This window comes from Clostridium beijerinckii (assembly GCF_018223745.1).
GTDB classification, from domain to species: domain Bacteria; phylum Bacillota; class Clostridia; order Clostridiales; family Clostridiaceae; genus Clostridium; species Clostridium beijerinckii.
The window spans coordinates 5,848,323-5,870,366 of the sequence record NZ_CP073653.1 but is presented as its reverse complement, the minus strand read 5'-3'; the positions used below and the strand labels follow the sequence as shown (position 1 = coordinate 5,870,366).

Here is a 22,044-nt window from a genome sequence, read left to right as displayed (position 1 = left end):
GGGATGGGTTGGGAACATGAATAATGAAATAGTAAGTATTAGCATAAATAAAGTCATTCCAAATATTTATCAACCACGTAAATATTTTAATGAAGAAGCTATAGAAGAGTTATCACAATCAATTAGAGAACATGGAATAATTCAACCAATTACTGTAAGAAGGCGCGGAGAGGTCTTTGAATTGGTAGCAGGAGAGAGAAGACTTAGAGCAGCTAAGTTAGCTGAGTTAGAGACGGTTCCTTGCAATATTATAGATATAACTGACTCTGAATCTGCTCAGATAGCTCTACTTGAAAATCTTCAAAGAGAAGATTTAAATTACATAGAAGAAGCAGAAGCTTATTATAATTTAATAAGTGATCATAATTTTACACAAGATGAATTAGCAAAAAAGATGGGAAAGAAGCAATCAACAATCGCTAATAAATTAAGATTGCTAAAGTTAAGTAGTGAAGTCAGGGAATTATGCTTAAAGAATAAATTAACTGAAAGACATGCAAGAGCATTGTTAACAATTCCGACTGAAGAAATGCAATTAAGAATTGTTCAAAAAGTAATAAAAGACGGATTAAATGTTAAGAAAACAGAAGAATTAATTAACAAAGAATTGCTTAAATTAGCTGGAGAAGAATTAAAAAATAAGAATAAAAGAAATATAAGAGGTGTATTGCCGGCTAAACTTTATGTTAATACAATAAAACAAGTTTTGCAGAAATTTGATATTCCAGCTGAATATTCATATAAAGATGATGATGAATTTATAGAAGTAGTAGTAAAGATACCAAAAACAAAAAAATAAGAGGAATAATTGGAAGTTAAGGTTTTACCAAGTATTACCTTAACTTTAATTATATATACATGTTGTAATTAAATTTCTACATTTTGGTCTTAACTTAGGGCTTACATGAATAGAATTCTAAATGTAAATTTATTATTGCAAGTATATATTAATCTTATATTTATACACAGAAAATTAAGAATTAATGAAAAATATTTTATGATAGAATATATTTTATTAAGAGTTATTGTTTTTTAGAACATAATTCTTTTATTATAATAAAAAAGTATATATAATATTAATATGGAAAGGGGGGACGCTCTTTTAGGGCTGTGCTTATGAAAGTAATTTGCATTTTTAATCAAAAAGGTGGGGTTGGGAAAACAACTACTAATATAAACTTATGTGCATATTTAGCAATGGAAGGTTATAGAGTATTAACTATAGACATAGATCCTCAAGGAAATACTACGAGTGGATTAGGATTGGATAAAAGTAATTTAGACTTATCCATTTACGATGTGTTAATTTCTGATGCAACTATGAAGGAATCTATAGTAAGGAGTGACTTAGTCCAGAACTTGTACATATCACCGTCAACGATGGAACTAGCTGGCGCAGAGGTGGAACTTATAAATAGAAGTGATAGGGAAAATATAATGAAGAATAAATTAAAAGAGATTGAATCAGAATATGACTATGTGTTTATAGATTGTCCACCATCTTTAGGGGTATTAACAATAAATGCATTAACATGTGCAGATTCAGTGCTAATACCAATACAATGCGAATTCTATGCATTGGAGGGGGTTAGTCAATTAATAAACACAATACAATTAGTAAAAAAATCTCTTAATAAAAAGCTAGAAATCGAAGGCGTTGTAATGACAATGTTTGATTATAGGACAAATCTTAGTAATGAAGTTTTGAAAGAAGTGAAAAAATATTTTAAGAATAAGGTATATGAAGCTACAATATCTAGAAATGTAAGGCTTGCAGAGGCGCCAAGCTTTGGACTTCCGATAATGTTGTATGACGAAAAATGTAAGGGCGCTGAGGCGTATGTAAAATTAACTAAAGAGTTTTTAGAGAGACAGTAGGTGATAGAATGGCAAAGAAATTCGCCTTAGGAAAAGGATTAGGAGCACTTATACCGGAGGAATCAGATAATACTGCACAAGAAAATAATAGTTTGCTCATTCCTATAAATAAAATTAAAAGTGATGAAGATCAACCAAGAAAATTGTTTGACTCCGAAAAGATAGCTGAATTAGCAGAGTCAATCAAAACCCATGGTGTTATTCAACCTTTAATTTTAAGAGAGCTAAAAGATGATAGATACATTATAGTTGCTGGAGAGCGCAGATGGAGAGCGGCTAAAATGGTTGGATTAAAAGAGGTCCCAGCAATAATAATGGAATTAAGTGATAGAGATATATTAGAAATATCATTGATAGAGAATATTCAACGCCAAGACTTAAATCCAATAGAAGAGGCTTTAGCATATAGAAAATTGTTAAATGATTTTAAAATCACACAAGAAGAATTAAGTAAAAGAATAGGAAAATCAAGGGTTGCTATTGCTAATACAATGAGATTGATGAATCTGGATGAACGTGTTCAACAATATATAATTGAGAGTATCATAACGGAAGGACATGGAAGAGTACTTCTTTCAATAAATGATAAGCAGAAACAGTATGAAATAGCTCAGCAGGTAATTGATGAAAAATTATCTGTTAGAGAATTAGAAAGATTAATAAAAAGAATTAGTGAGGATATTGAAAAGGAAAAAAATAATGAAAACATAGGAGAAGTAAATCCTTATTATAAAGAAATTAAGAATCAGCTTCAGAACTATTTTGGAACAAAGGTAAATATTTTAAACAAGAAAAACAAGGGTAAAATAGAAATTGAATATTATTCAGAGGAAGATCTTCAAAGAATACTCGACATTATTAATATGTAATGTTTCACGTGAAACAATTATGAAAGGAATGACACAAGATTGGATATGCTAATTAGTGCAATGAATGATATAATGCCATATTTATTAATTGGAATGTCAATAATAATTATATTATTATTTATAATGGTAGTGGCCTTATTTAAAGCAGTTGGAAAAGTAGAAAGCAGATACAGAAAATTAATGAAAGGTACTACTAATAATAATTTAGAAGAAATGTTACTGGAAAGATTAGATAGTATTGAAGATGCTAAAGAAAGATCTGATAAGGCTCTAGAAGAATGTAAGAGATTAGAAGTTAAGATGAAGGATTGTGTTCAAAAAGTAGCAATTATGAGATATAAGGCATTCGAGAATGTTGGTAGTGACTTGAGCTTTTCGATAGCTATGCTAGATGATAGAAATGATGGAGTTATTTTAACTGGTATATATGGAAGGCAAGAAAGTACAACTTATGCAAAACCAATTGATAAGGGAATATCAAGATATGACCTTTCCGAGGAAGAGTTATATGTTTTAAATGAAGCAGCTAATAAAGAAAATTAAAATTAGTAGAATTGATTTTAGTTAAGTGGGCACCAATAGATTTTGGTGCTCTATTTTTGTATTTAAGAATGTCACAAGTTGGACTTGTGGTTACGGAAAGCTTTTGACTGTAAGTAAAGAAATAAATCTCTGCTGCAAAATTATAGCATGTTTGCCGACTTGAACTATGAACTACAAGGCGGTGTATCTTTTGTGGACATTGATAATTTAGAGTATAGTGAACGGAATGGTAAATATCATATGGTTTTCATGCCAAGATTTAGAAGAAAAATCATATACAAGAAGATAAAGAATTATATATGAAAACACCTGAATTATTATGCGAAAAAAACACTTGAAATTATAAAAGTGAAAGCATTTCTAGATTATATAATATGTTTGTAAGTACACCACCTAAATTAAGTGTAGTGAAATCTATGGGATATCTGAAAGGTAGAATTCATTGATGATTTTTTATAGACACACAAAAATGCAAGTATAGAAATGGACAATTTTCTGTAAGGATATTATGTAGATATAATAGGAATGAGCATAAAGATAATAAAAGAGTATATAAAAATAAAATATAGAGAAGATATAGCGTATGAATAAATGAACCTTGAAGGAATATATCAACGCATTTACATAGATAATTAAGATTGATTTCCTTATTGAAAAATAGATATTATCTACAATGGTGCAGTTTTGTTTAAAGAAATTTACAGTTGAATAAAAAAACATATTACAAGCTATTTCTAATGACTAGAAAAATTTTTCTATAGACCTACCCGCTTGAAGTAGCTTTGTAAATATATTATTTTAGACTTTTCTAAATTCTTATTAGCAACTTATATTCAGCATTAATGTGAAGAAAATCAATACAGTATATTTCGCAATAAGTATAATTTACTAACATTATGATTAGATATCTATTAATACTTTTTTTACTTTTTGCTTGATTTCCATCTAGCCCTAAGTAAGTTTTGCAATCTCTAAAAATGGTTCGATCGCCTAACGAACAGCTAATATATAGGCTTTATTTTCAAGCTTGAGAAGTGTTGTAATTAATTTTTGAGTTAATTCTATTTTTATCATATAATCTTTATTATAGATATCAATTGAGTATGGCAGAACTAATCCGTTACACGGTAGTAAAGAAACTATTATTTGAAAGAAATCTAGTAATACTAGTTCTATGTTTCGAAGGAGCAAGCTCTACTATGTCGGAAATTTTAACATTATAACCTTCTGATATCATAGCATTCATTATATTTTCTAAATTCATTAATTGACGCGTATTTAAGTAAAAATTAAAATTTAGTTCTTTTAAAAAATTGTATATTGATAGTTCATCCGATACAATTGTGTTTTGAAGCATTTATGTATGGCTCCTTGTTGGCATTATTGTGTGGTAACTCAATTATAACAAGGATTTGTCATAGATGTTTTTTTACTTTATTTAGTTGTAGAATTATTCAAGCATTTTTACACTAGTATAGTTATAAGTAAGTGATTATAGCTATGTTAAAAACCAGAAAACTATTAAATTATAATATACCACGCATGGCTAGAAAGTTTTTATTATTAAAAGAAAATTAGCAAAGAAAATAAAGATTGTTTCACGTGAAACAATCTTTATTAAAAAATAATACAAAATAGTATTACACTGATGACAACTATATAAGTTTAAAATAAATTAATAATCATAGAAATGAGAATTGTTTTGTTAAAACAATTAAGAATTAAAAGTTACTAAAATTGAATATTTCAGAAGTGCTAGTAGTTCTAGGCCTATCTAAGCTCTTTAAAATAAAATAATAGATACCTCTAGAAATTGAATCTGCGAGATTCATAACAGTATATAATCTAGTATTTTGTAAAACTAAAAAATCAAATCCTCCGGATACATTTACAATACCAGTTATGCTCATATCACCAACAGCAGGAAGGTTCTTATTTAAAGCCAAACCAGGAAGTAGAGGCTTTTTCTGTATGAAAACTTTACCTATATTATTTATAGATCCTAAACAAGAATCGATTGCTATAATATATGGATTTATAAAATTAAAATTTATCTCATTTAATTTACTTACTATATTTTTTGCATGTATTGGATTTTCGAGTGTTCCAAATATATATATATTATTCTTAGAAAAATGTTTTAATTTATGTCCTACTAATGGGCCTAATGAATCTCCAGTAGATCTATCACTTCCAATACAAATAAATATAATTGGTCTATCTTCATAAAGTATTGGTTGTAATTCAGCCAATAAATAATCTTTGATTTTAGTACAAGAAGCCAGTGAAGATGAGTTTACAGAAAAACTTTGACACATAAGAAAACCTCCTTTTATTAGATTTATTTCCAATAAAAAGAGGTTTTATTCATTGTCTAAAAATAATAAATAGAATACAAATTAAATTAATAATCACATCTAACAAGAAAATAATATAAAAGGTATGTATTAAGGCCGGTGCTAAGAGCACTTGAAATATTTGTTGTTATAGATTTTTTGGAATTTTATTTAGAACCGTAAGCGCATAATTAACTTCTTCCTTAGTTGTAAAATAACTAATGCTTAGTCTGACAGTTCCGGATGGATAACTACCTATGGTCTTGTGTGCTAATGGAGAACAATGCAAACCAGATCTAGTCTTTATTCCTTCACATTCTAAATAATATCCCAATTCAGAAGGATCGAGGGAATTAAGATTTATAGAAATACATGAACTTAGCCTTTTGCCAGATAAATCACCATAAACAGTTATTCCTTTGATGTTTAGCAAACCTTCTAGCATATGTTTTATTAAATAGTTATTATGTTCATAAATTGAATTTAAACCTACTGAGTTTATGTATTTAATAGATTCTGATAATCCAACTATCCCTGGAAGATTATGAGTTCCACATTCAAACTTATCAGGTAGAAAGTCTGGTTGTGATAAAGAATAAGAAAGACTTCCAGTACCGCCATGTATTAGACTTGAACAAGAGTCGTTAAATTTAGAGTCCAATATAAATCCACCAATTCCTTGCGGACCCAATAAACTTTTATGTCCTGTAAAAGCTATCGCATTAGCTTTTATGTTTTTCATATTGATATCTAGAACACCGGCACCCTGAGAAGAATCAACAATGAAAAAAATATTGTTTTCATCACATATTTTACCGATGTTATATAGGTCTTGTACTGAGCCTGTGACGTTAGATGCTTGAGTCATTACAACTAGCCTTGTTTTATTAGTAATTTTCTTCTTTAAATCATGGGCATTGATAAAACCTTCAGAATTTGCAGCTACTATATCTAATTCAATTTGAAGATTCTCCTTACAAAAGAATAATGGTCTAATAACAGAATTATGTTCCATTGAAGATGTTATTACATGATCACCATGCCTTAAAATACCTTTGATTAATATGTTTAAAGATGTAGTAACGTTGTTTGTAAAAATAACATTACTAGGGGAATCATAACCAAAAAAATTGCAAATTAATTCTCTTGCATCATAAAGGCATCTATTACTTTGAAGAGAATTACTGTAATTTCCACGGCCTGCATTGCCACCTACATTTAGCATATAGTCACACATGGCATTAATAACTTGCTTTGGTTTAGGAAAAGTTGTTGATGAATTATCTAAGTAAACTTCCATATCAAGTATTCACCTCTAAAAAAATAATTTGTAAGAGCCCCAAATAATAAATATTATACCCAAAGCAAATAGGAAGTAGTCCAATATCTTAGTTGTATTATTGGCCAAATCAGGTTTGAATTTCTTAAAACCTTTACTTACTAAAATATTAAGAAAGCAAAACCAAGTTATACTTCCAATTATCATTGATGAGATTGAGAATATAAAATATATCCTTCCATGATGTCTCCAAACATTGAATATGGTTCCACTTAATGCAATCCATAATGATGGAGTTGTTGGATTGAGAAACGTTATCAAAAAACCAGTTAAAAAACCATTTGATGAACGTCTATAAATTGATTTTTCTAAGTTAAGGCCTGGCTTTTTAGCTGTAAATGATATTTTATTAGATATAATTAAAACAATACCAGATACTATCCAAAATAGACTGTGAAACTTAGGATTTCTGGTAAGTATTGTAAAAAGACCTAGGTTTATAATTACTATATATGTTATATCTGCGGATACAGCACCAAGTGATACTTTAAATCCCTCTTTAAAACCTTTTGATATTGAACGACTAACAGATTCAAGGCCTGAGGGCCCCAAAGGTATAGAGGCAACAAAACCTGTAAAAAAACCAATTAATATAGCTTTTAATATGTTAATTACTGAAAACATTATATTCTCCTTCTAATTGCATTTCTATATAATTATAAAATAAAAAGATATATTTTTCACTAAATTTATGAAGTTTTTATATGAATGTGTTCTTAACCTTTATAAATTTAAAAAAATATATATAATATTAATATAAGTTATAATAAATATTATATAGGTGGTGTAAATATGGATTATTATATAATAGTATTCAAAAATACATATGATGCAATGTCAGCAGAAAAAAAATTAAAAGAATTAGATCTAGAGTTTAGAATAATGCCAACTCCTACATCTATAACTATGAGTTGTGGGATATGTGTGAGAATAGATAAAAAGGCAGATATAGATAACATAATAAATGATGATTTAATGGAATATAAAAATGTATACTATAGAAATGATGAAGGATATATACTAATTAATAAATAGGAAGGGGGATTATGTTTGTATGGTAATTACTTAATAGAGTTAGAGGAAGATTTCCAATTTTTAAAGGAATTGAAATCTAATATTAATAGTACGCTGGTAGATATCATAAGTGTTAAATCAATCGAGCTAATAATAAATAAAGCACTTAAAATAGCAGTAGTAATAATTATAATGTATTTTTCTATAAAAATAGGTAAGCATTTAATAAAAAAGTTCGTTGATAAACAAATTGAAAGTAATGCAGTGATTTCTTTGGATTCTCAAAGGGCAAAAACTCTGGGGGAAGTATTGAAAAGTGTTTTAAAATATTCAGTATATTTTATGGGGATAACAATAATAATATCAATTGTATTTGGTGGTATGTCATTTACGTTTGCGAGTATAGGTGGAATTGCAGTTGGCCTTGGTGCGCAAAGTCTAATAAAAGATCTAATTAATGGATTTTTTATTTTATTTGAAAATCAATTTGGAGTAGGAGATCATGTAACAATAGGAAGTTTTAATGGAATTGTCAAAAGTATAGGAATTAGAGCCACCGTGATTAAAGATTTTACAGGGGATATACATTCAATTCCAAACGGGTCAATAGGTGGAGTTACAAATCATTCGAGGAATGATATTAGGTTCACGGTAGACATAGATATATCTCCACAGGAAGATATTAAAAAAGTTATTAACGTTATAAGAGCTGCTTGTGACGAGTTTAAGAGCAAAAACGAAGAATATATAGGTGAATCCATAGAAATAACTGGAGTCATAGCTCTTGAAGTATCGAAGGTTACAATAAGAGTAGTAGGGAATGCAAAGCCATTAATGCAGTGGAAAATGGAAAGAGAGCTTAGAATGTCAATAAAGTTAGCTTTGGATAAAAATAGAATAAATGTATCATTGGATGAGAAACAACTAGATAATGAAAATATAGAGAAGGATGGGGAGTAATGGTAGAAAACTTTAATCTCGGAGATGTGGTTGAAATGAAGAAGCAACATCCATGCGGTTCAAATCAATTTGAAATAATAAGGGTAGGTGCAGATATAAAAATAAAATGTACTGGCTGTGGTAGAATTGTAATGATTCCCAGAGTGAAATTTAAAAAGGAAGCAAAAAAAATAGTAATTGCTGCAGAAAGTTAGCAAAAAAACTTGATTCATTCTTTTATTAATGGTATAATCATTAATTGTAATCCCTGCTATGCAAAGCATAGCCGTTAGTCCGAGGGGAGGAGGTGAAATTAATGAGAAAGTACGAAACTATATTTATATTAAACCCATCATTCGATGAAGAAACTGTAAAAGCTAACATCGAAAAGTTTAAGGGTGTTATAGAAAATGGTGGAGGAACAGTAGAAAATGTTGATTTCTGGGGTAAGAGAAAGCTTGCTTATGAAATCTCAAAAGTTAGTGAAGGTTTTTATACTTTAGTTAACTTTACTGCTAACCCTGAATTACCAAGAGAGTTAGATAGAATATTCAGAATCACTGATGGTGTTATAAGACATATCATTGTTAATGAACAAGTATAAGGTGGCGTTGTAAATGAATAAAGTAGTTCTAATCGGAAGATTAACAAAAGATCCAGAACTAAGATTTACTCCAGGAAGTGGAGCAGCAGTAACAACCTTAACATTAGCAGTTGATAAATATAATACAAAAACTGGCCAAAGAGAAGCAGATTTTGTTCCTGTAGTAGTATGGGGCAAACAAGCTGAAAGTACTGCTAATTACATGAGTAAAGGTAGCCAAGTGGCTATTAGTGGTAGAATCCAAACCAGAAGTTATGATGCGAAAGACGGAACTAAGAGATATGTTACCGAAGTTGTAGCAGATCAATTTGGTGGAGTTGAATTCCTAGGAAGTAAAGGAAGTAATTCATCAGGAAATAGTTTTGGTAATAGCAATGAATATTCAGCACCAGCGAATGATGCATTCAGTGGTGGATTTGAAGAGGATATAACTCCGGTAGATGACGGAGATATGCCTTTCTAAAATTTTAAGTAAGGAGGGAATATAATGAGCAGAGAAGAAGGTAACAACGGTAGAAGACCTGGTGGTAAAATGAGAAGATCTAGAAAAAAAGTTTGTGCTTTTTGTGTAGATAAAGCTGAATTTATCGACTATAAAGATATAAATAAGCTTAGAAAATATGTTACAGAAAGAGGAAAGATTCTTCCAAGAAGAATTTCTGGAACTTGTGCTAAGCACCAAAGAGAATTAACATCTTCAATTAAGAGAGCAAGAAACATAGCATTATTACCATTTACAACAGAATAATGGTAGTAGTAATATTCCCCCTGAGAAATCAGGGGGTTTTTAATATAAAAAAATATTATTATTAAATCAATCTCTTAACCTTTGTGGAAAAATATAGCAAATTATCTATAAATTCTTGCAATACTCACAAAAAAAATTTAAAATAATAATACAAGGGTTTTGAGAGAGGTGATAGACTATGAGAAAAGATAATTTTAATATTATGACTAACATTAAAATTATAGAAGATTTAAAAGCACAACTTCTTTGTATAATAGGAGAGTTTTTCAGACTATTGACAAAAGGTAACAATGTAGCCCGTGATTCTATTTTAGATTGTATTTCAGGAGCTATAATTATACTATATATTCTAGGTGATAAGTTAGGATATTCATTGGTAGATATAGACCATAATATAAAATCAAAATTAGATTTAGGGGTAAGAGCAGAGGATCAAGTTGAAAAAGAAGGTAAAAGCTTAAGTAAGTTGAAGCATTATATTAGTAACAGAAGAGATTAAATATTCTTAGGAGGCTTTTTATGAATTGGATAACTATGCTTAAACGTTTGCTTAAGCCTGGATTACTAATTACAATTTTAATACTATTATTTGCATATAATTATACAGGCATAGGTATAATTATCCTAGTAATCTATTTTATAGATAATTTCCACCAATTAAATTATTACTTGGAAAAGGAAAGTGATTTTAACCAATTTATAAAAAGTATAAATAAAGGTATATCAGAGAATGCATTAAAGTCAATATATCCATTAGTATTGATAAAAGAAGATGGAGAAATAGTTTGGTATAATAATTTATTTAACACTTTAAAATCAGATGAAGAAAATACTGAAAAGAATATTTTAAGTATAGCCAGAGGCATAAATCTAGATGATTTTTTAAAGAATGAAAATAATTTGCATCAAAGATTGAGCATACAAAATAAATTATATGATGTATACGCTACTTTAATTGAAACTAAAAATAAAAAAAATCTATACTTATTATCTTTTAATGACATTACGAAGCTAATAGATTATGAAACCACTCAAGAGAGTGTAATGTTAATAGAAGTAGATAATTTTACAGAAGTAATAGATAAAACCGATGATAACAACAGACCGCTTTTAGTAGCTGAAATAGAGAGAACAATAAACACATATGCCAATAACTTAAAAGCAATGATTAAAAGATATGATACCAATAAATATGTATTATCAATTCAAGATAAGTATATTGAAGATGAAATAAAACACAAGTTCAATATAATGGAAGTAATATCAAAAATAGATAAAGGGAATTCAATTGAAATTACTTTATCTATTGGTATTGGCAGAGGTGGAATGTCTCCACTTGAAAATCATAACAATGCTAATATAGCTAAAGAGTTAGCGTTAGGCAGAGGTGGAGATCAAGTTGTTGTTAAAACTAATGATGACATAAAGTTTTTTGGTGGAAATTCAAAGGAAATAGAAAAAAGAACTAAAGTAAAAGCAAGAGTTATAGCTAGAGCTTTGAGTGAACTAATTAGAGAGAGTAGTAAGGTTTATATAATAGGACACAAGAATCCTGATATGGATTGCTTTGGATCTGCAGTCGGATTGGCTAGCGTGGTTAAGCAATTGGGGATCGGGTGTAAAATTATATTAAATAATGACATTACTGCAATTGGATATTTCTTAAATAAATTAAACAAGGAATCTAAATATGATGATTTATTTATATCAGTAGAAGAGGCAAAAAGTGATTTAGATGCCCAAACACTAGTAATTATTGTGGATGTTCATAATAAGAGTTATGTTGCTGATTTATCGCTAGTAGATAAAGTTCAAAGAAAAGTAATAATAGATCACCATAGAAGAAGTCCTGATATGATAGAGCATGATATACTTAATTATATAGAAGTATATGCCTCATCTACATCAGAGATGGTAACAGAAATTATTCAGTATATGGTTGATAAGCCTAAATTAACAAGAACAGAAGCAGAAGGTTTGCTTGCAGGTATTTTTATGGATACAAAAGGGTTTTCTTTTAAAACTGGTGTCAGAACTTTTGATGCTGCATCGTTTTTAAAATCCTTGGGAGCAGATCCTATAGAAATTAAAAAGATGTTTACTGATGACCTAGAAGATTATTTACTTATTGCTGAGACTATAAAATCTGCTGAAGTAAGAGATAATACAGCTATTGCTATAACCCCTAAAAATATTGATACAGTAATTATAGCAAAGGCAGCAGATGAATTGCTAAATATATCCGGAATATCTGTAAGCTTTGTTTTGGGGGAAGTAAATAACGATATATATATAAGTGGAAGGTCAGTTGGCGATATTAATGTTCAAGTAGTGCTAGAAGCACTTGGCGGAGGAGGACATATGAATATTGCTGGAGTAAAAATATCAAATAAGACAATTGAGGAAGTAATTGTTGAATTAAAAGAAGTAATGAAAAAATACTTAAGGATAGGTGAATAAGTTATGAAAGTTATTTTATTACAAGATGTTAAAAAGATAGGTAAAAAGGGTGATATCATTGAGGCTTCAGATGGGTATGCAAGAAACTTTTTATTTCCAAGGAAATTAGCACAAGAAGCTAGTGATGCAAATATGCACATTTTGAATAATAAAAAAGAAAATGAGCGAAAACAAAAGTTAGCAGAACTTGAGGCAGCACAAAAATTAGCTGAAGAATTAAAAGGAAAAGAAATAAAAATTAAAGCTAAGACAGGAGAAAGTGGAAAGTTATTTGGTGCAATTACTAGTAAAGATGTTGCAGAATTAATTAAAGAACAGTATAAGATTGAAATAGATAAAAAGAAAATTGTTATGGATACAATAAAATTAGCAGGCGGATATGAAATTGATATTAAACTATATCCAGAAGTTAGCACTAAAATGAAGGTGATTATTGTTCCACAAGAATAAGGAGGATTAAATTTGAATTCATATGATGACGCAAGCTTATTGCAGGATATTATTTCAGGAACCTTATCATTAGAATCACAAATCGAGGCTTTATTTTCTATAACTAAGAATGTACTCGACAAAGGAGCTTTTAGGGCTAGAACAGTTAGGTTTAAACTAGATAAATTCATTCAATCATCAAATCTCTGCGATAAAGTTTTCGCACTAAATACTATATTAGCAGAGGGAAAAGATTTAAAGGTTACACCTAAGGAAGAAGAATTGCAAAAAGCCATAAATAGAACAGTTAGGTTAATTTCAAATGAACTAGCAAAAAGATATGTTCAAAATAAAATCGAATCTCAAGTTGAACAATCTATTATGGAAAAGCAGGAAAAGTATATAGATGAAGTTAGACTTTCAGTTATAAACAAGCAAAAGGGTTCTGAAAATAAAAAGACTATCAGCAAATTGAATAATTTAATAGAATTAGATAGTAGAATTACTAGTAAAAATATTATGAGCTTTTTAAGACCAACGGATTTTAATCAAGTAGTTGGGCAAGAAAGAGCTATAAGATCATTAATATCAAAGCTTTCATCACCATATCCACAACATATAATATTATATGGACCTCCGGGAGTTGGAAAAACTACAGCAGCGAGATTAGCTTTAGATGAGGTTAAAAAACTTTCATTTACTCCTTTTGATGACAAATCTAAATTCGTTGAAGTTGATGGTACTACATTAAGATGGGATCCTAGAGAAATAACAAACCCATTGCTAGGATCGGTACACGATCCAATATATCAAGGAAGTAAAAGGGATCTGGCTGAGGTTGGGATACCAGAACCTAAACCAGGTTTAGTTACACAAGCACATGGAGGTATACTATTTATAGATGAGATTGGAGAATTGGACTCTATGCTTCAAAACAAGCTGTTGAAGGTTTTAGAAGATAAAAGAGTAGAATTTTCATCATCATACTATGATCCGGATGATGAAACAATACCTAAATATATAAAATATCTTTTTGATAATGGAGCTCCAGCAGACTTTGTTTTAATTGGCGCTACAACTAAAAGTCCAAGTGAAATTAATCCGGCTTTAAGGTCTAGATGTACAGAAGTGTATTTTGAACCTCTTTCTTCAGAGGATGTTGTATTTATAGTAGAAGATGCAGCTAAGAAATTAAAGGTAAACTTAGAAGATGGGGTTGCTAAAAAAATAAGTAATTATACATTTGAGGGTAGAAAAGCTGTAAATATTCTGACAGACACATATGGATATGCGTTACACCGATCTAAAAAATTTGTTGATAACTTAGAAATAAAATTATCAGATTTAGATGAGGTAATATCAGTTGGAAGATATACACCATATGAAAGACTAAGCAATGTAGACAAAAGCGAAGTTGGGCATGTGTATGGATTAGGCGTTAGTGGTTTTTTAGGATCTACAATTGAAATTGAAGCTACAGTTTTTGCTGCAAAGAAAAAGGGTTCAGGTATAGTAAGATTTAATGATACAGCTGGAAGTATGGCTAAGGATTCCGTATTTAATGCTGCTTCAGTAATCCGAAGCTTAACCGATAAAGACATTAAAGATTATGATATTCATGTTAATATAGTTGGTGGAGGAAAAATAGATGGACCTTCAGCAGGTGCAGCTATCACCATTTGCATAATAAGTTCGTTGTTAAACAAACCTATAAGACAAGATATGGCTATTACAGGAGAGATATCACTCAAAGGAAATGTCAAACCAGTTGGAGGAATATTTGAAAAAATATATGGAGCTAGAAGAATGGGAATAAAAACTGTTTTAATTCCAAGTGATAATAAAAATGAAATTCCTCTAAATACTGATGACATACATATTAGAACTGTAGGATCTATAAAAGAGATTATGGACATTGCCCTTATTTAATTTAATGAAATAGGTCTCCTTAATATGAAGGAGACTTTTTTTTGCAACTAAGAAATGATAGAATTAGAATGATGATATACAAAAGATAAAGGGAAAATTAATTGTCAATTGATAATTAGATAGGAGGAATAAAACTTGGATGCATCAGTTATGAGGAGTTTGCCTCAAAGCATAGAAGCGGAACAATCAGTTATAGGATCTATGATCATCGATAAGAATGCTATTGCCAAAGTTCTAGAGAGTTTAGAAGAAGCGGATTTTTATAGAGATGGTCATAAGGTAATATATAAAGCTATACAAGAAATGTTTAGAAGTGATATAGCAGTAGATTTATTAACACTATTAGAATATTTGAAGAGTTCTGATATGCTTGAGAGAGCTGGAGGGGTAACCTATATAACAGAAATAAGCTCTTCTGTACCAACTACTGCAAACTTAAGCGCATATATAAAAATTGTTTCTGATAAATCTACGTTGAGAAAACTTATTAAGTCATCAACTGCAATAATAGAAGAAAGTTATAATAATCAAAGTAATGTGGAAGATGTCGTGGATAGTGCTGAAAAGAAAATATTTAATATAGCTGAAAAAAGAACATCAAAGGATTTCGAACCTTTAAGCGATGTATTAGAAAGAGGATTTGCACAAATAGAGAAATTGTTCAACAATAAGGGAACAATTACTGGTGTAGGATCTGGCTTTACTGATCTAGATGCAAAAACATCCGGATTTCAAAGTGGAGATATGATATTAATAGCAGCTAGACCTTCAATGGGTAAAACAACATTTGCACTAAATATTGTAGAACACGCAGCTCTTAGAGAAAATAAAAGTGTTGTAGTCTTTTCTCTGGAAATGTCTAAAGAGCAATTGGCATATAAACTTCTTTGTTCAGAAGCAAACGTAGATATGTTAAGCCTTAGAACTGGAACTTTAGAAGATAAGGATTGGGAAAATATAGCTATGGCTGCAGGTCCACTTTCAAAGGCAAAAATTTATATAGATGATACTGCTGGCGTAACTGTTATGGAAATGAGATCAAAATGTAGAAGACTTAAAATGGAGTATGGAATAGATCTAATCGTCATAGACTATTTGCAGCTTATGTCTGGAGGAGCAGGTAGTGATAATAGACAACAAGAAGTATCTGAAATTTCGAGATCGATTAAAGCATTAGCTAAAGAAATGGAATGTCCAGTAATAGCTTTGTCTCAGCTGTCACGTGCGCCTGAGCAAAGAGCAGATCATAGGCCGATGTTATCTGACTTAAGAGAATCAGGATCTATAGAGCAAGATGCCGATATTGTTATGTTTTTATATAGAGATGAATATTACAATAAAGAAACTGAAGATAAAAATATCGGTGAATGTATAATGGCTAAGCAGAGAAATGGACCAGTTGGAACTGTTAAACTCGCGTGGCTTGGTCAGTATAGTAAATTCGGTAATTTAGATTTAATTCATAAGGAATAAAATTTAAATAATTAGTAATACTAAATAAAAAAGATATAAGAAATTTATATAAATATAAAATTTCTTATATCTTTAAATGATGTGAATAATATGATTATTATTAAACAGCTTTTGGAATTATTAATTTTAAACTGCTTTTATTATCATGGAGTAAAATATTACTTACATCAACTTTTGATAAATAAAAAATCCGCTGAAATAAAAATTCTTTTGAATTATTATTAAACATAATTTTTAATATTAAAAAATGATTTTTATAAGATATTTCTAATATATGTTTACTATCATAGAATGAATCTACATTTATGTAATAAAAATCTGAAGATTCTTCAAGTTCACATGTAGGAAGTTGTTCTTCGAGCTCAAGAGATAGCACGGAATTAATGAATTCTTTTGGGCTTATTAAACAATTATTATATACTAAAAAATTATCTTTCATATATATTCCTCCCTTCATATTTAATTATAGTTTGTGAAGTTTTAATACAAGCTATCCTATGATAGTGGTGGTTTATAATTAAGATATTCATATAAAATGATAAAATTTGAATAAATAACAAAAATTTTTTAATGGGGGCTATGATATGAATAAAAAAATTGGTTTCATTGGTTGTGGTAATATGGGAAGTTCTATGGTTGGAGGTCTTATTAAATCTGGATTTATAAAGGCTGATGATATAATAGTATCAACTAAAACGGAATCTTCTTCAAAGCGATTAGAAGAAAGTTTCCAAGTGAAAACAACTTTAGATAGTACAATTGTTGCAAGAGAATCTGATGTTATTATTTTAGCTATTAAACCTTTTATGTTTAAGGAAATGATAAGTGAAATTAAATCGGAATTAACAACAGATAAATTAATTATTACTATAGCTGCAGGAATTACAATTAGCAATATGGAGGAGTGGATTAATAGTAGTGCTAAAATAATTAGGACAATGCCAAATACGCCAGCACTTGTAGGGCAAGCAATGTCAGCGGTATGCTCTAATAAGAATGTAACTAAAGATGAGTTGGATTATTGCTTTAAGATATTTGAAAGTTTCGGAGAATGTGTTCAACTAGAAGAAAAAGATTTTCACGCATTTATTGCATTATGTGGATCATCACCTGCATATGTTTTCATGTTTATTGAAGCTATGGCAGATTCGGCGGTAAGATTAGGAATACCTAGGGCTAAAGCTTATAAAATGGCAGCACAGAGTGTCTTAGGATCATCAAAGATGGTCTTAGAAACAGGAAAACATCCAGGAGAGCTAAAGGATATGGTTTGTTCACCTGCTGGGACTACTATAGATGCAGTAGTTGAACTAGAGAAATTAGGTTTTAGAAATAGTGTTATACAGGCTATGGATAAATGTGCAGAGAAATCTAAAAATATGTAGTAATTGAAAAGTGGAGGTATATTAAATAATTATAATTATTTAATATACCTTTTTTATAACCTTAACCTTCCAAATCAGAATTAATTAATAGGCCAAATGATTTAGATATATTATAGTAAAATTCAAAATCTTCTTGAGCATTAAAAAAACAAGGAAAGTTTAAATCATAATTTCCCCAAATTGTTATAGGTTTATTAGTAAAATAAAAAGTGACGAAGAAAATTTCTCTTGTATTTAAACGAACTAGGAATGGTATAAGTTCTTTATCAACAAGTCTAAAAAATATACCAGTGTGCTCATCAAAATTTAAATAAGACGTGAATATATCTTTATCTTCATCTGAAAGGAGATGAAAAAGCGTGTTTTTGTCTTCAGGTGAAATTTTGTTTATATAAAAATCTATATAAGCGTTAGAATTATTGATCTCAAAAATATATTCTATTAATTTGATTAGTTTATTCTCACCATCATCAATATCACTAGCTACAAGAGTAAAATTTTTGAAAGAATATAAGCCATCAAGTATATTATTAAATCTTATATTAACTTTAGATTTAAAGGTATCATCATTTATAGGTATTAGTAATTTATTCATGTGATTCACTCACTCCCAATGTAATTAATATTAATCAAATAGTTTATGGTTGCCTATAGTATTGGTTATAGTTAAGTTGGTTTTAAGAGAATAATATATTTATTAACAGAATTCTTGAAGATACTTCTTGTGGATAAGATTGATAATAATATAATGTGGATAATTATATAAAACTTATTCTGTGAATAATTATTGCTTAAGTGAAGTTGTGGATAAAATATTTATTTTCAGTATTATATTATCTGGTAGAATCTTAATAGAAAAGCAATACAAATAATAAAACCTACAATTGAGTTTATCATTCAATTGTAGGTCTTAATTTGAAATAGGAAATCAAAAACTTAAATTCATGAATACTAAATACTAGCAACGCCGCTTCTAATTGCCGCTTTTTTAACAGCTTCAGCAACTAAAGCTTGAACTTTTAGATCAAATGCTTTTGGTATTATATTATCAGGAGATAGTTCACCAGCCGGTATAGCATTTGCTATAGCATAAGCAGCAGCTACTTTCATATCTTCATTAATTTCTGTAGCCCTTACATCTAAAGCGCCTCTAAATATTCCTGGAAAGGCTAATACATTGTTTATTTGGTTAGGATAATCTGAACGACCAGTTCCCATTACTGCAATTCCAGCTTCTTTTGCATCTTCAGGAAAAATTTCAGGGGTTGGATTAGCCATTGCAAATATTATTCCATCTTTGTTCATAGTTCTAACCATGTCTTTAGAAACTATATTTGGGGCAGAAACACCAATAAAAACATCTGCACCTTTTATAACATCTTTAAGCGTACCAGTTTCATTATTTGGATTAGTTATATTAGCTAGTTCTTGCATGTAAATATTATGACTTAAATCTTTATCTCTACTTATTACGCCATCTATATCACACATTACTATATTTTTAACTCCAGAAGAAAGTAGTAACTTACATATGGCAGTTCCTGCAGACCCAGCACCATTTATAATTACTTTTAGGTTTTCTAGTTTTTTATTTACTATTTTTAAGGCATTTAACAGACCTGATAAAACAACTATAGCCGTTCCGTGTTGATCATCATGAAATACTGGAATACTTAATTTCTCTTTCAGTCTTTTTTCAACTTCGAAGCATCTAGGAGCTGAAATATCTTCTAGATTTATTCCTCCAAGAGTTGGCGCGATATTTACAACTGTATTAACAATTTCATCTATATCTTTAGTATCTAAAACTATAGGAAATGCATCTACATTACCAAATTCCTTAAATAAAATACTCTTACCCTCCATGACAGGTAAAGAAGCAAGTGGACCAATGTCTCCAAGTCCTAGAACCGCAGTTCCATCAGAAATAACAGCAACTGTATTCCATTTACGAGTATATATATAAGCTTTGGATGGGTCTTTATGTATCTCACGACAAGGTTCTGCAACACCAGGTGTATATGCAAGACTTAGATCCTTAGCAGTCTTAACTTCACAGGTAGGTTTGATTTCATATTTACCTTTTTTTTCTTCATGAAATTTCAAGGCTTCTTCATAAATATTCATTAAAAACACTCCTTAATATGCTAAATATATTCAAATTTACAAAAACATGATCTTGATCATAACAATATAAAACAATTATACGAATTATTTATAAAAAAAGCAAAAAAATATTCGATATGTGGTTGACCATAGAAAAGTACTTTGCTACTATTTAAAAGGAGAGGTTAAAATAAATTTAATGAAACTCCAAATTGATAATAAAAATTAAAGTTATTTATTTAAACTTTATATATTAAGGGAGGCAATATAAATGTCAGCATTTATTGTTTTAGGAGCTCAATGGGGAGATGAAGGAAAAGGAAAGATGACAGATTACTTAGCAGAGGAAGCTAATGTAGTTGTTAGATTTCAAGGTGGAAATAATGCTGGTCACACAGTAGTGGTTGGTGATAAAGAATACAAATTGCGATTAATACCATCTGGAATTTTATACGAAGATAAATTAAATGTTATAGGTAATGGAGTAGTTGTAGATCCAAAGGCTTTATTTGAAGAAATAGAATACTTAGAAGGTGTTGGAGTTAAAATATCGCCTGAAAAGTTAATAGTAAGCGATAGAGCACAGCTTATAATGCCATACCATAAGGTACTAGATAAATTAAAAGAAAAAGCTAGAGGAAAAAATGATATAGGTACTACAGGTAGAGGAATCGGACCTTGTTATACAGATAAATTTGAAAGATGTGGAATCAGAGTTTGTGATTTACTGCATGAAGATGTTTTTATAGAAAAATTAAGAGAAAATGTTGAAATGAAAAATGCTTATATTACTAAAGTATTAGGTGGAGAAGCATTAAATTTTGATGAGATACTAGATGAATACTTAGGTTTTGCTAAGAAATTAAGACCATTTGTTCAAGATACATCAGTTAAGGTATATGATGCAATTAAAGCAGATAAGACAGTTTTATTTGAAGGCGCTCAAGGAATGCTATTAGATATTGATTATGGTACATATCCGTATGTAACATCATCTAACACAACTGCAGGAGGCGTTTCAAGTGGTTCTGGTATAGGACCTAATATGATTACTAATGCAGTAGGTATAACAAAAGCATATACTACAAGAGTCGGTAAAGGACCATTCCCAACAGAATTACTTGGTGAAACTGGAGACTGGATTAGAGAAAAGGGACACGAATATGGTGTAAATACAGGAAGATCAAGAAGATGTGGATGGCTTGATTTAGTTATAATTAAAACTGCAGTTAGAGTGAGTGGATTGACATCATTAGCTGTTACTAAGATTGATACTTTAGCTGGTCTAGAAAAAATCAAAGTATGTGTTGGATATAAATTTAATGATACAGTTATAGATTACTTCCCAGCAAGTTTAGAAGACTTAGCAGAGTGTGAACCAATTTATGAAGAATTTGATGGCTGGGATGATAGTGTAGCTGATGTTAGAAGTTATGATGAATTACCTGAGAATGTTAAGAAGTATTTAGCAAGAATATCAGAATTCACAGGGACTAGAATTTCTATAGTTGGAGTTGGACCAAAGAGAGATCAAACTATGAGAATAGATAATCTATAGTTTAGTATTATGCTCGGGTATTGACTTTATGTTTTGTATAAAATATAATTTTATTGTAGACAATAATTACATAAAGTTATATTAAAGAAGGTGAAAGTATGATAACTAAAGATATGACAATTGGTGAAGTAGTTAGTGCAGATCAATCTAAAGCTCAAGTTTTAATGAGTTTCGGAATGGGATGTGTTGGATGTCCATCAGCTCAAGCTGAAACTATAGCAGAAGCTGCAACAGTACATGGATTAAATCTAGACGATTTATTAGAAGCATTAAATAGATAAGATAATTATTTTAAAAGGATTTTCTTTTTAGGGAATCCTTTTTTACTTATTAAAAAATATATTTATATCGTTTATGTTTTTTATGTGTAATTTAATTTTTGTGATTATAATAGATTATAAGATTAAATAATTCATTAACAATATTATTGATAA

25 protein-coding genes are annotated in these 22,044 nt (G+C 29.6%); 18 read left to right on the top strand and 7 right to left on the bottom strand.

Annotated elements, in window-relative coordinates; translation table 11 throughout:
* Positions 1-16: 16 nt before the first annotated feature.
* The 4 genes from noc to KEC93_RS25995 all read left to right on the top strand — a co-directional run bounded on the left by noc (position 17) and on the right by KEC93_RS25995 (position 3,290).
* A complete protein-coding gene (gene noc, locus KEC93_RS26010) occupies positions 17-799 on the top strand; it encodes a nucleoid occlusion protein (RefSeq protein ID WP_023976344.1) in 783 nt (260 codons plus the stop codon).
* A gap of 317 nt (positions 800-1,116) precedes the next feature.
* Positions 1,117-1,878 carry a ParA family protein gene (locus tag KEC93_RS26005; protein ID WP_012061244.1) on the top strand — a complete coding sequence of 254 codons (762 nt, stop codon included), beginning with the start codon at positions 1,117-1,119 and terminating at the stop codon, positions 1,876-1,878.
* Positions 1,879-1,886: 8 nt separating this feature from the next.
* On the top strand, positions 1,887-2,747 hold the full coding sequence (locus tag KEC93_RS26000; protein ID WP_023976345.1) for a ParB/RepB/Spo0J family partition protein: 861 nt from the start codon (positions 1,887-1,889) through the stop codon (positions 2,745-2,747).
* A gap of 60 nt (positions 2,748-2,807) precedes the next feature.
* Positions 2,808-3,290: a DUF4446 family protein gene (locus tag KEC93_RS25995; protein WP_236892086.1), complete on the top strand. Its 483-nt coding sequence runs from the start codon at positions 2,808-2,810 to the stop codon at positions 3,288-3,290.
* Between the two features lie 1,120 nt (positions 3,291-4,410).
* Here KEC93_RS25995 and KEC93_RS25990 read toward each other — a convergent pair.
* The 4 genes from KEC93_RS25990 to KEC93_RS25975 form a co-directional block, all read right to left on the bottom strand.
* The gene (locus tag KEC93_RS25990) at positions 4,411-4,647 is read right to left on the bottom strand and encodes a hypothetical protein (protein WP_023976347.1); all 237 of its coding nucleotides are present in this window, start codon (positions 4,645-4,647) and stop codon (positions 4,411-4,413) included.
* 364 nt (positions 4,648-5,011) lie between these two features.
* A complete protein-coding gene (gene yyaC / locus KEC93_RS25985) occupies positions 5,012-5,608 on the bottom strand; it encodes a spore protease YyaC (protein ID WP_077868736.1) in 597 nt (198 codons plus the stop codon).
* 166 nt (positions 5,609-5,774) lie between these two features.
* Positions 5,775-6,926 carry an aminotransferase class V-fold PLP-dependent enzyme gene (locus tag KEC93_RS25980; RefSeq protein WP_077868737.1) on the bottom strand — a complete coding sequence of 384 codons (1,152 nt, stop codon included), beginning with the start codon at positions 6,924-6,926 and terminating at the stop codon, positions 5,775-5,777.
* A gap of 15 nt (positions 6,927-6,941) precedes the next feature.
* The gene (locus tag KEC93_RS25975) at positions 6,942-7,589 is read right to left on the bottom strand and encodes a LysE family translocator (RefSeq protein ID WP_017210038.1); all 648 of its coding nucleotides are present in this window, start codon (positions 7,587-7,589) and stop codon (positions 6,942-6,944) included.
* 168 nt (positions 7,590-7,757) lie between these two features.
* On the opposite strand from KEC93_RS25975, the gene KEC93_RS25970 reads away from it, so the two are divergent.
* The 11 genes from KEC93_RS25970 (at position 7,758) to KEC93_RS25920 (ending at position 16,561) form a co-directional block, all read left to right on the top strand.
* On the top strand, positions 7,758-8,000 hold the full coding sequence (locus KEC93_RS25970) for a putative Se/S carrier protein (RefSeq protein ID WP_023976350.1): 243 nt from the start codon (positions 7,758-7,760) through the stop codon (positions 7,998-8,000).
* Positions 8,001-8,015: 15 nt separating this feature from the next.
* Positions 8,016-8,939 carry a mechanosensitive ion channel family protein gene (locus KEC93_RS25965; protein WP_023976351.1) on the top strand — a complete coding sequence of 308 codons (924 nt, stop codon included), beginning with the start codon at positions 8,016-8,018 and terminating at the stop codon, positions 8,937-8,939.
* Positions 8,939-9,133 carry a DUF951 domain-containing protein gene (locus KEC93_RS25960; protein WP_012061236.1) on the top strand — a complete coding sequence of 65 codons (195 nt, stop codon included), beginning with the start codon at positions 8,939-8,941 and terminating at the stop codon, positions 9,131-9,133. Before KEC93_RS25965 ends, KEC93_RS25960 begins: the two co-directional genes overlap by 1 nt.
* Positions 9,134-9,234: 101 nt before the next feature.
* Positions 9,235-9,522: a 30S ribosomal protein S6 gene (rpsF, locus tag KEC93_RS25955; RefSeq protein WP_012061235.1), complete on the top strand. Its 288-nt coding sequence runs from the start codon at positions 9,235-9,237 to the stop codon at positions 9,520-9,522.
* A gap of 13 nt (positions 9,523-9,535) precedes the next feature.
* Positions 9,536-9,985 carry a single-stranded DNA-binding protein gene (locus KEC93_RS25950; protein WP_012061234.1) on the top strand — a complete coding sequence of 150 codons (450 nt, stop codon included), beginning with the start codon at positions 9,536-9,538 and terminating at the stop codon, positions 9,983-9,985.
* A 24-nt stretch (positions 9,986-10,009) separates the two neighbouring features.
* Positions 10,010-10,270: a 30S ribosomal protein S18 gene (gene rpsR / locus KEC93_RS25945; protein WP_012061233.1), complete on the top strand. Its 261-nt coding sequence runs from the start codon at positions 10,010-10,012 to the stop codon at positions 10,268-10,270.
* A 178-nt stretch (positions 10,271-10,448) separates the two neighbouring features.
* Positions 10,449-10,769, top strand: coding sequence for a MazG-like family protein (locus KEC93_RS25940; RefSeq protein WP_012061232.1), 321 nt, complete (start codon positions 10,449-10,451; stop codon positions 10,767-10,769).
* Positions 10,770-10,789: 20 nt separating this feature from the next.
* Positions 10,790-12,730, top strand: coding sequence for a DHH family phosphoesterase (locus KEC93_RS25935; protein ID WP_023976352.1), 1,941 nt, complete (start codon positions 10,790-10,792; stop codon positions 12,728-12,730).
* A 3-nt stretch (positions 12,731-12,733) separates the two neighbouring features.
* Positions 12,734-13,180: a 50S ribosomal protein L9 gene (gene rplI / locus KEC93_RS25930; RefSeq protein WP_017213161.1), complete on the top strand. Its 447-nt coding sequence runs from the start codon at positions 12,734-12,736 to the stop codon at positions 13,178-13,180.
* A 12-nt stretch (positions 13,181-13,192) separates the two neighbouring features.
* Positions 13,193-15,088: a Lon family ATP-dependent protease gene (gene lonC / locus KEC93_RS25925; protein ID WP_077868738.1), complete on the top strand. Its 1,896-nt coding sequence runs from the start codon at positions 13,193-13,195 to the stop codon at positions 15,086-15,088.
* Positions 15,089-15,223: 135 nt separating this feature from the next.
* The gene (locus KEC93_RS25920) at positions 15,224-16,561 is read left to right on the top strand and encodes a replicative DNA helicase (RefSeq protein WP_023976354.1); all 1,338 of its coding nucleotides are present in this window, start codon (positions 15,224-15,226) and stop codon (positions 16,559-16,561) included.
* A gap of 100 nt (positions 16,562-16,661) precedes the next feature.
* Here the strand turns inward: KEC93_RS25920 and KEC93_RS25915 are convergent, their stop codons facing one another.
* On the bottom strand, positions 16,662-17,000 hold the full coding sequence (locus KEC93_RS25915) for a hypothetical protein (protein ID WP_017213159.1): 339 nt from the start codon (positions 16,998-17,000) through the stop codon (positions 16,662-16,664).
* A 145-nt stretch (positions 17,001-17,145) separates the two neighbouring features.
* Here KEC93_RS25915 and proC point away from each other — a divergent pair, with 145 nt between their 5' ends.
* Positions 17,146-17,946 (top strand): pyrroline-5-carboxylate reductase, encoded by an 801-nt coding sequence (gene proC, locus KEC93_RS25910; RefSeq protein WP_023976355.1) that lies wholly within the window; start codon positions 17,146-17,148, stop codon positions 17,944-17,946.
* Between the two features lie 61 nt (positions 17,947-18,007).
* On the opposite strand, the gene KEC93_RS25905 is transcribed toward proC, so the two are convergent.
* Positions 18,008-18,541, bottom strand: a complete 534-nt coding sequence (locus tag KEC93_RS25905; protein WP_039768445.1) for a hypothetical protein — start codon at positions 18,539-18,541, stop codon at positions 18,008-18,010.
* A gap of 356 nt (positions 18,542-18,897) precedes the next feature.
* Positions 18,898-20,073 (bottom strand): NAD(P)-dependent malic enzyme, encoded by a 1,176-nt coding sequence (locus tag KEC93_RS25900; RefSeq protein WP_023976243.1) that lies wholly within the window; start codon positions 20,071-20,073, stop codon positions 18,898-18,900.
* Between the two features lie 250 nt (positions 20,074-20,323).
* Here KEC93_RS25900 and KEC93_RS25895 point away from each other — a divergent pair, with 250 nt between their 5' ends.
* Together KEC93_RS25895 and KEC93_RS25890 are read left to right on the top strand one after the other, a co-directional pair.
* Positions 20,324-21,610, top strand: a complete 1,287-nt coding sequence (locus KEC93_RS25895) for an adenylosuccinate synthase (RefSeq protein WP_012061223.1) — start codon at positions 20,324-20,326, stop codon at positions 21,608-21,610.
* A 98-nt stretch (positions 21,611-21,708) separates the two neighbouring features.
* Positions 21,709-21,891 (top strand): DUF1858 domain-containing protein, encoded by a 183-nt coding sequence (locus tag KEC93_RS25890; RefSeq protein WP_012061222.1) that lies wholly within the window; start codon positions 21,709-21,711, stop codon positions 21,889-21,891.
* Positions 21,892-22,044: the final 153 nt, after the last annotated feature.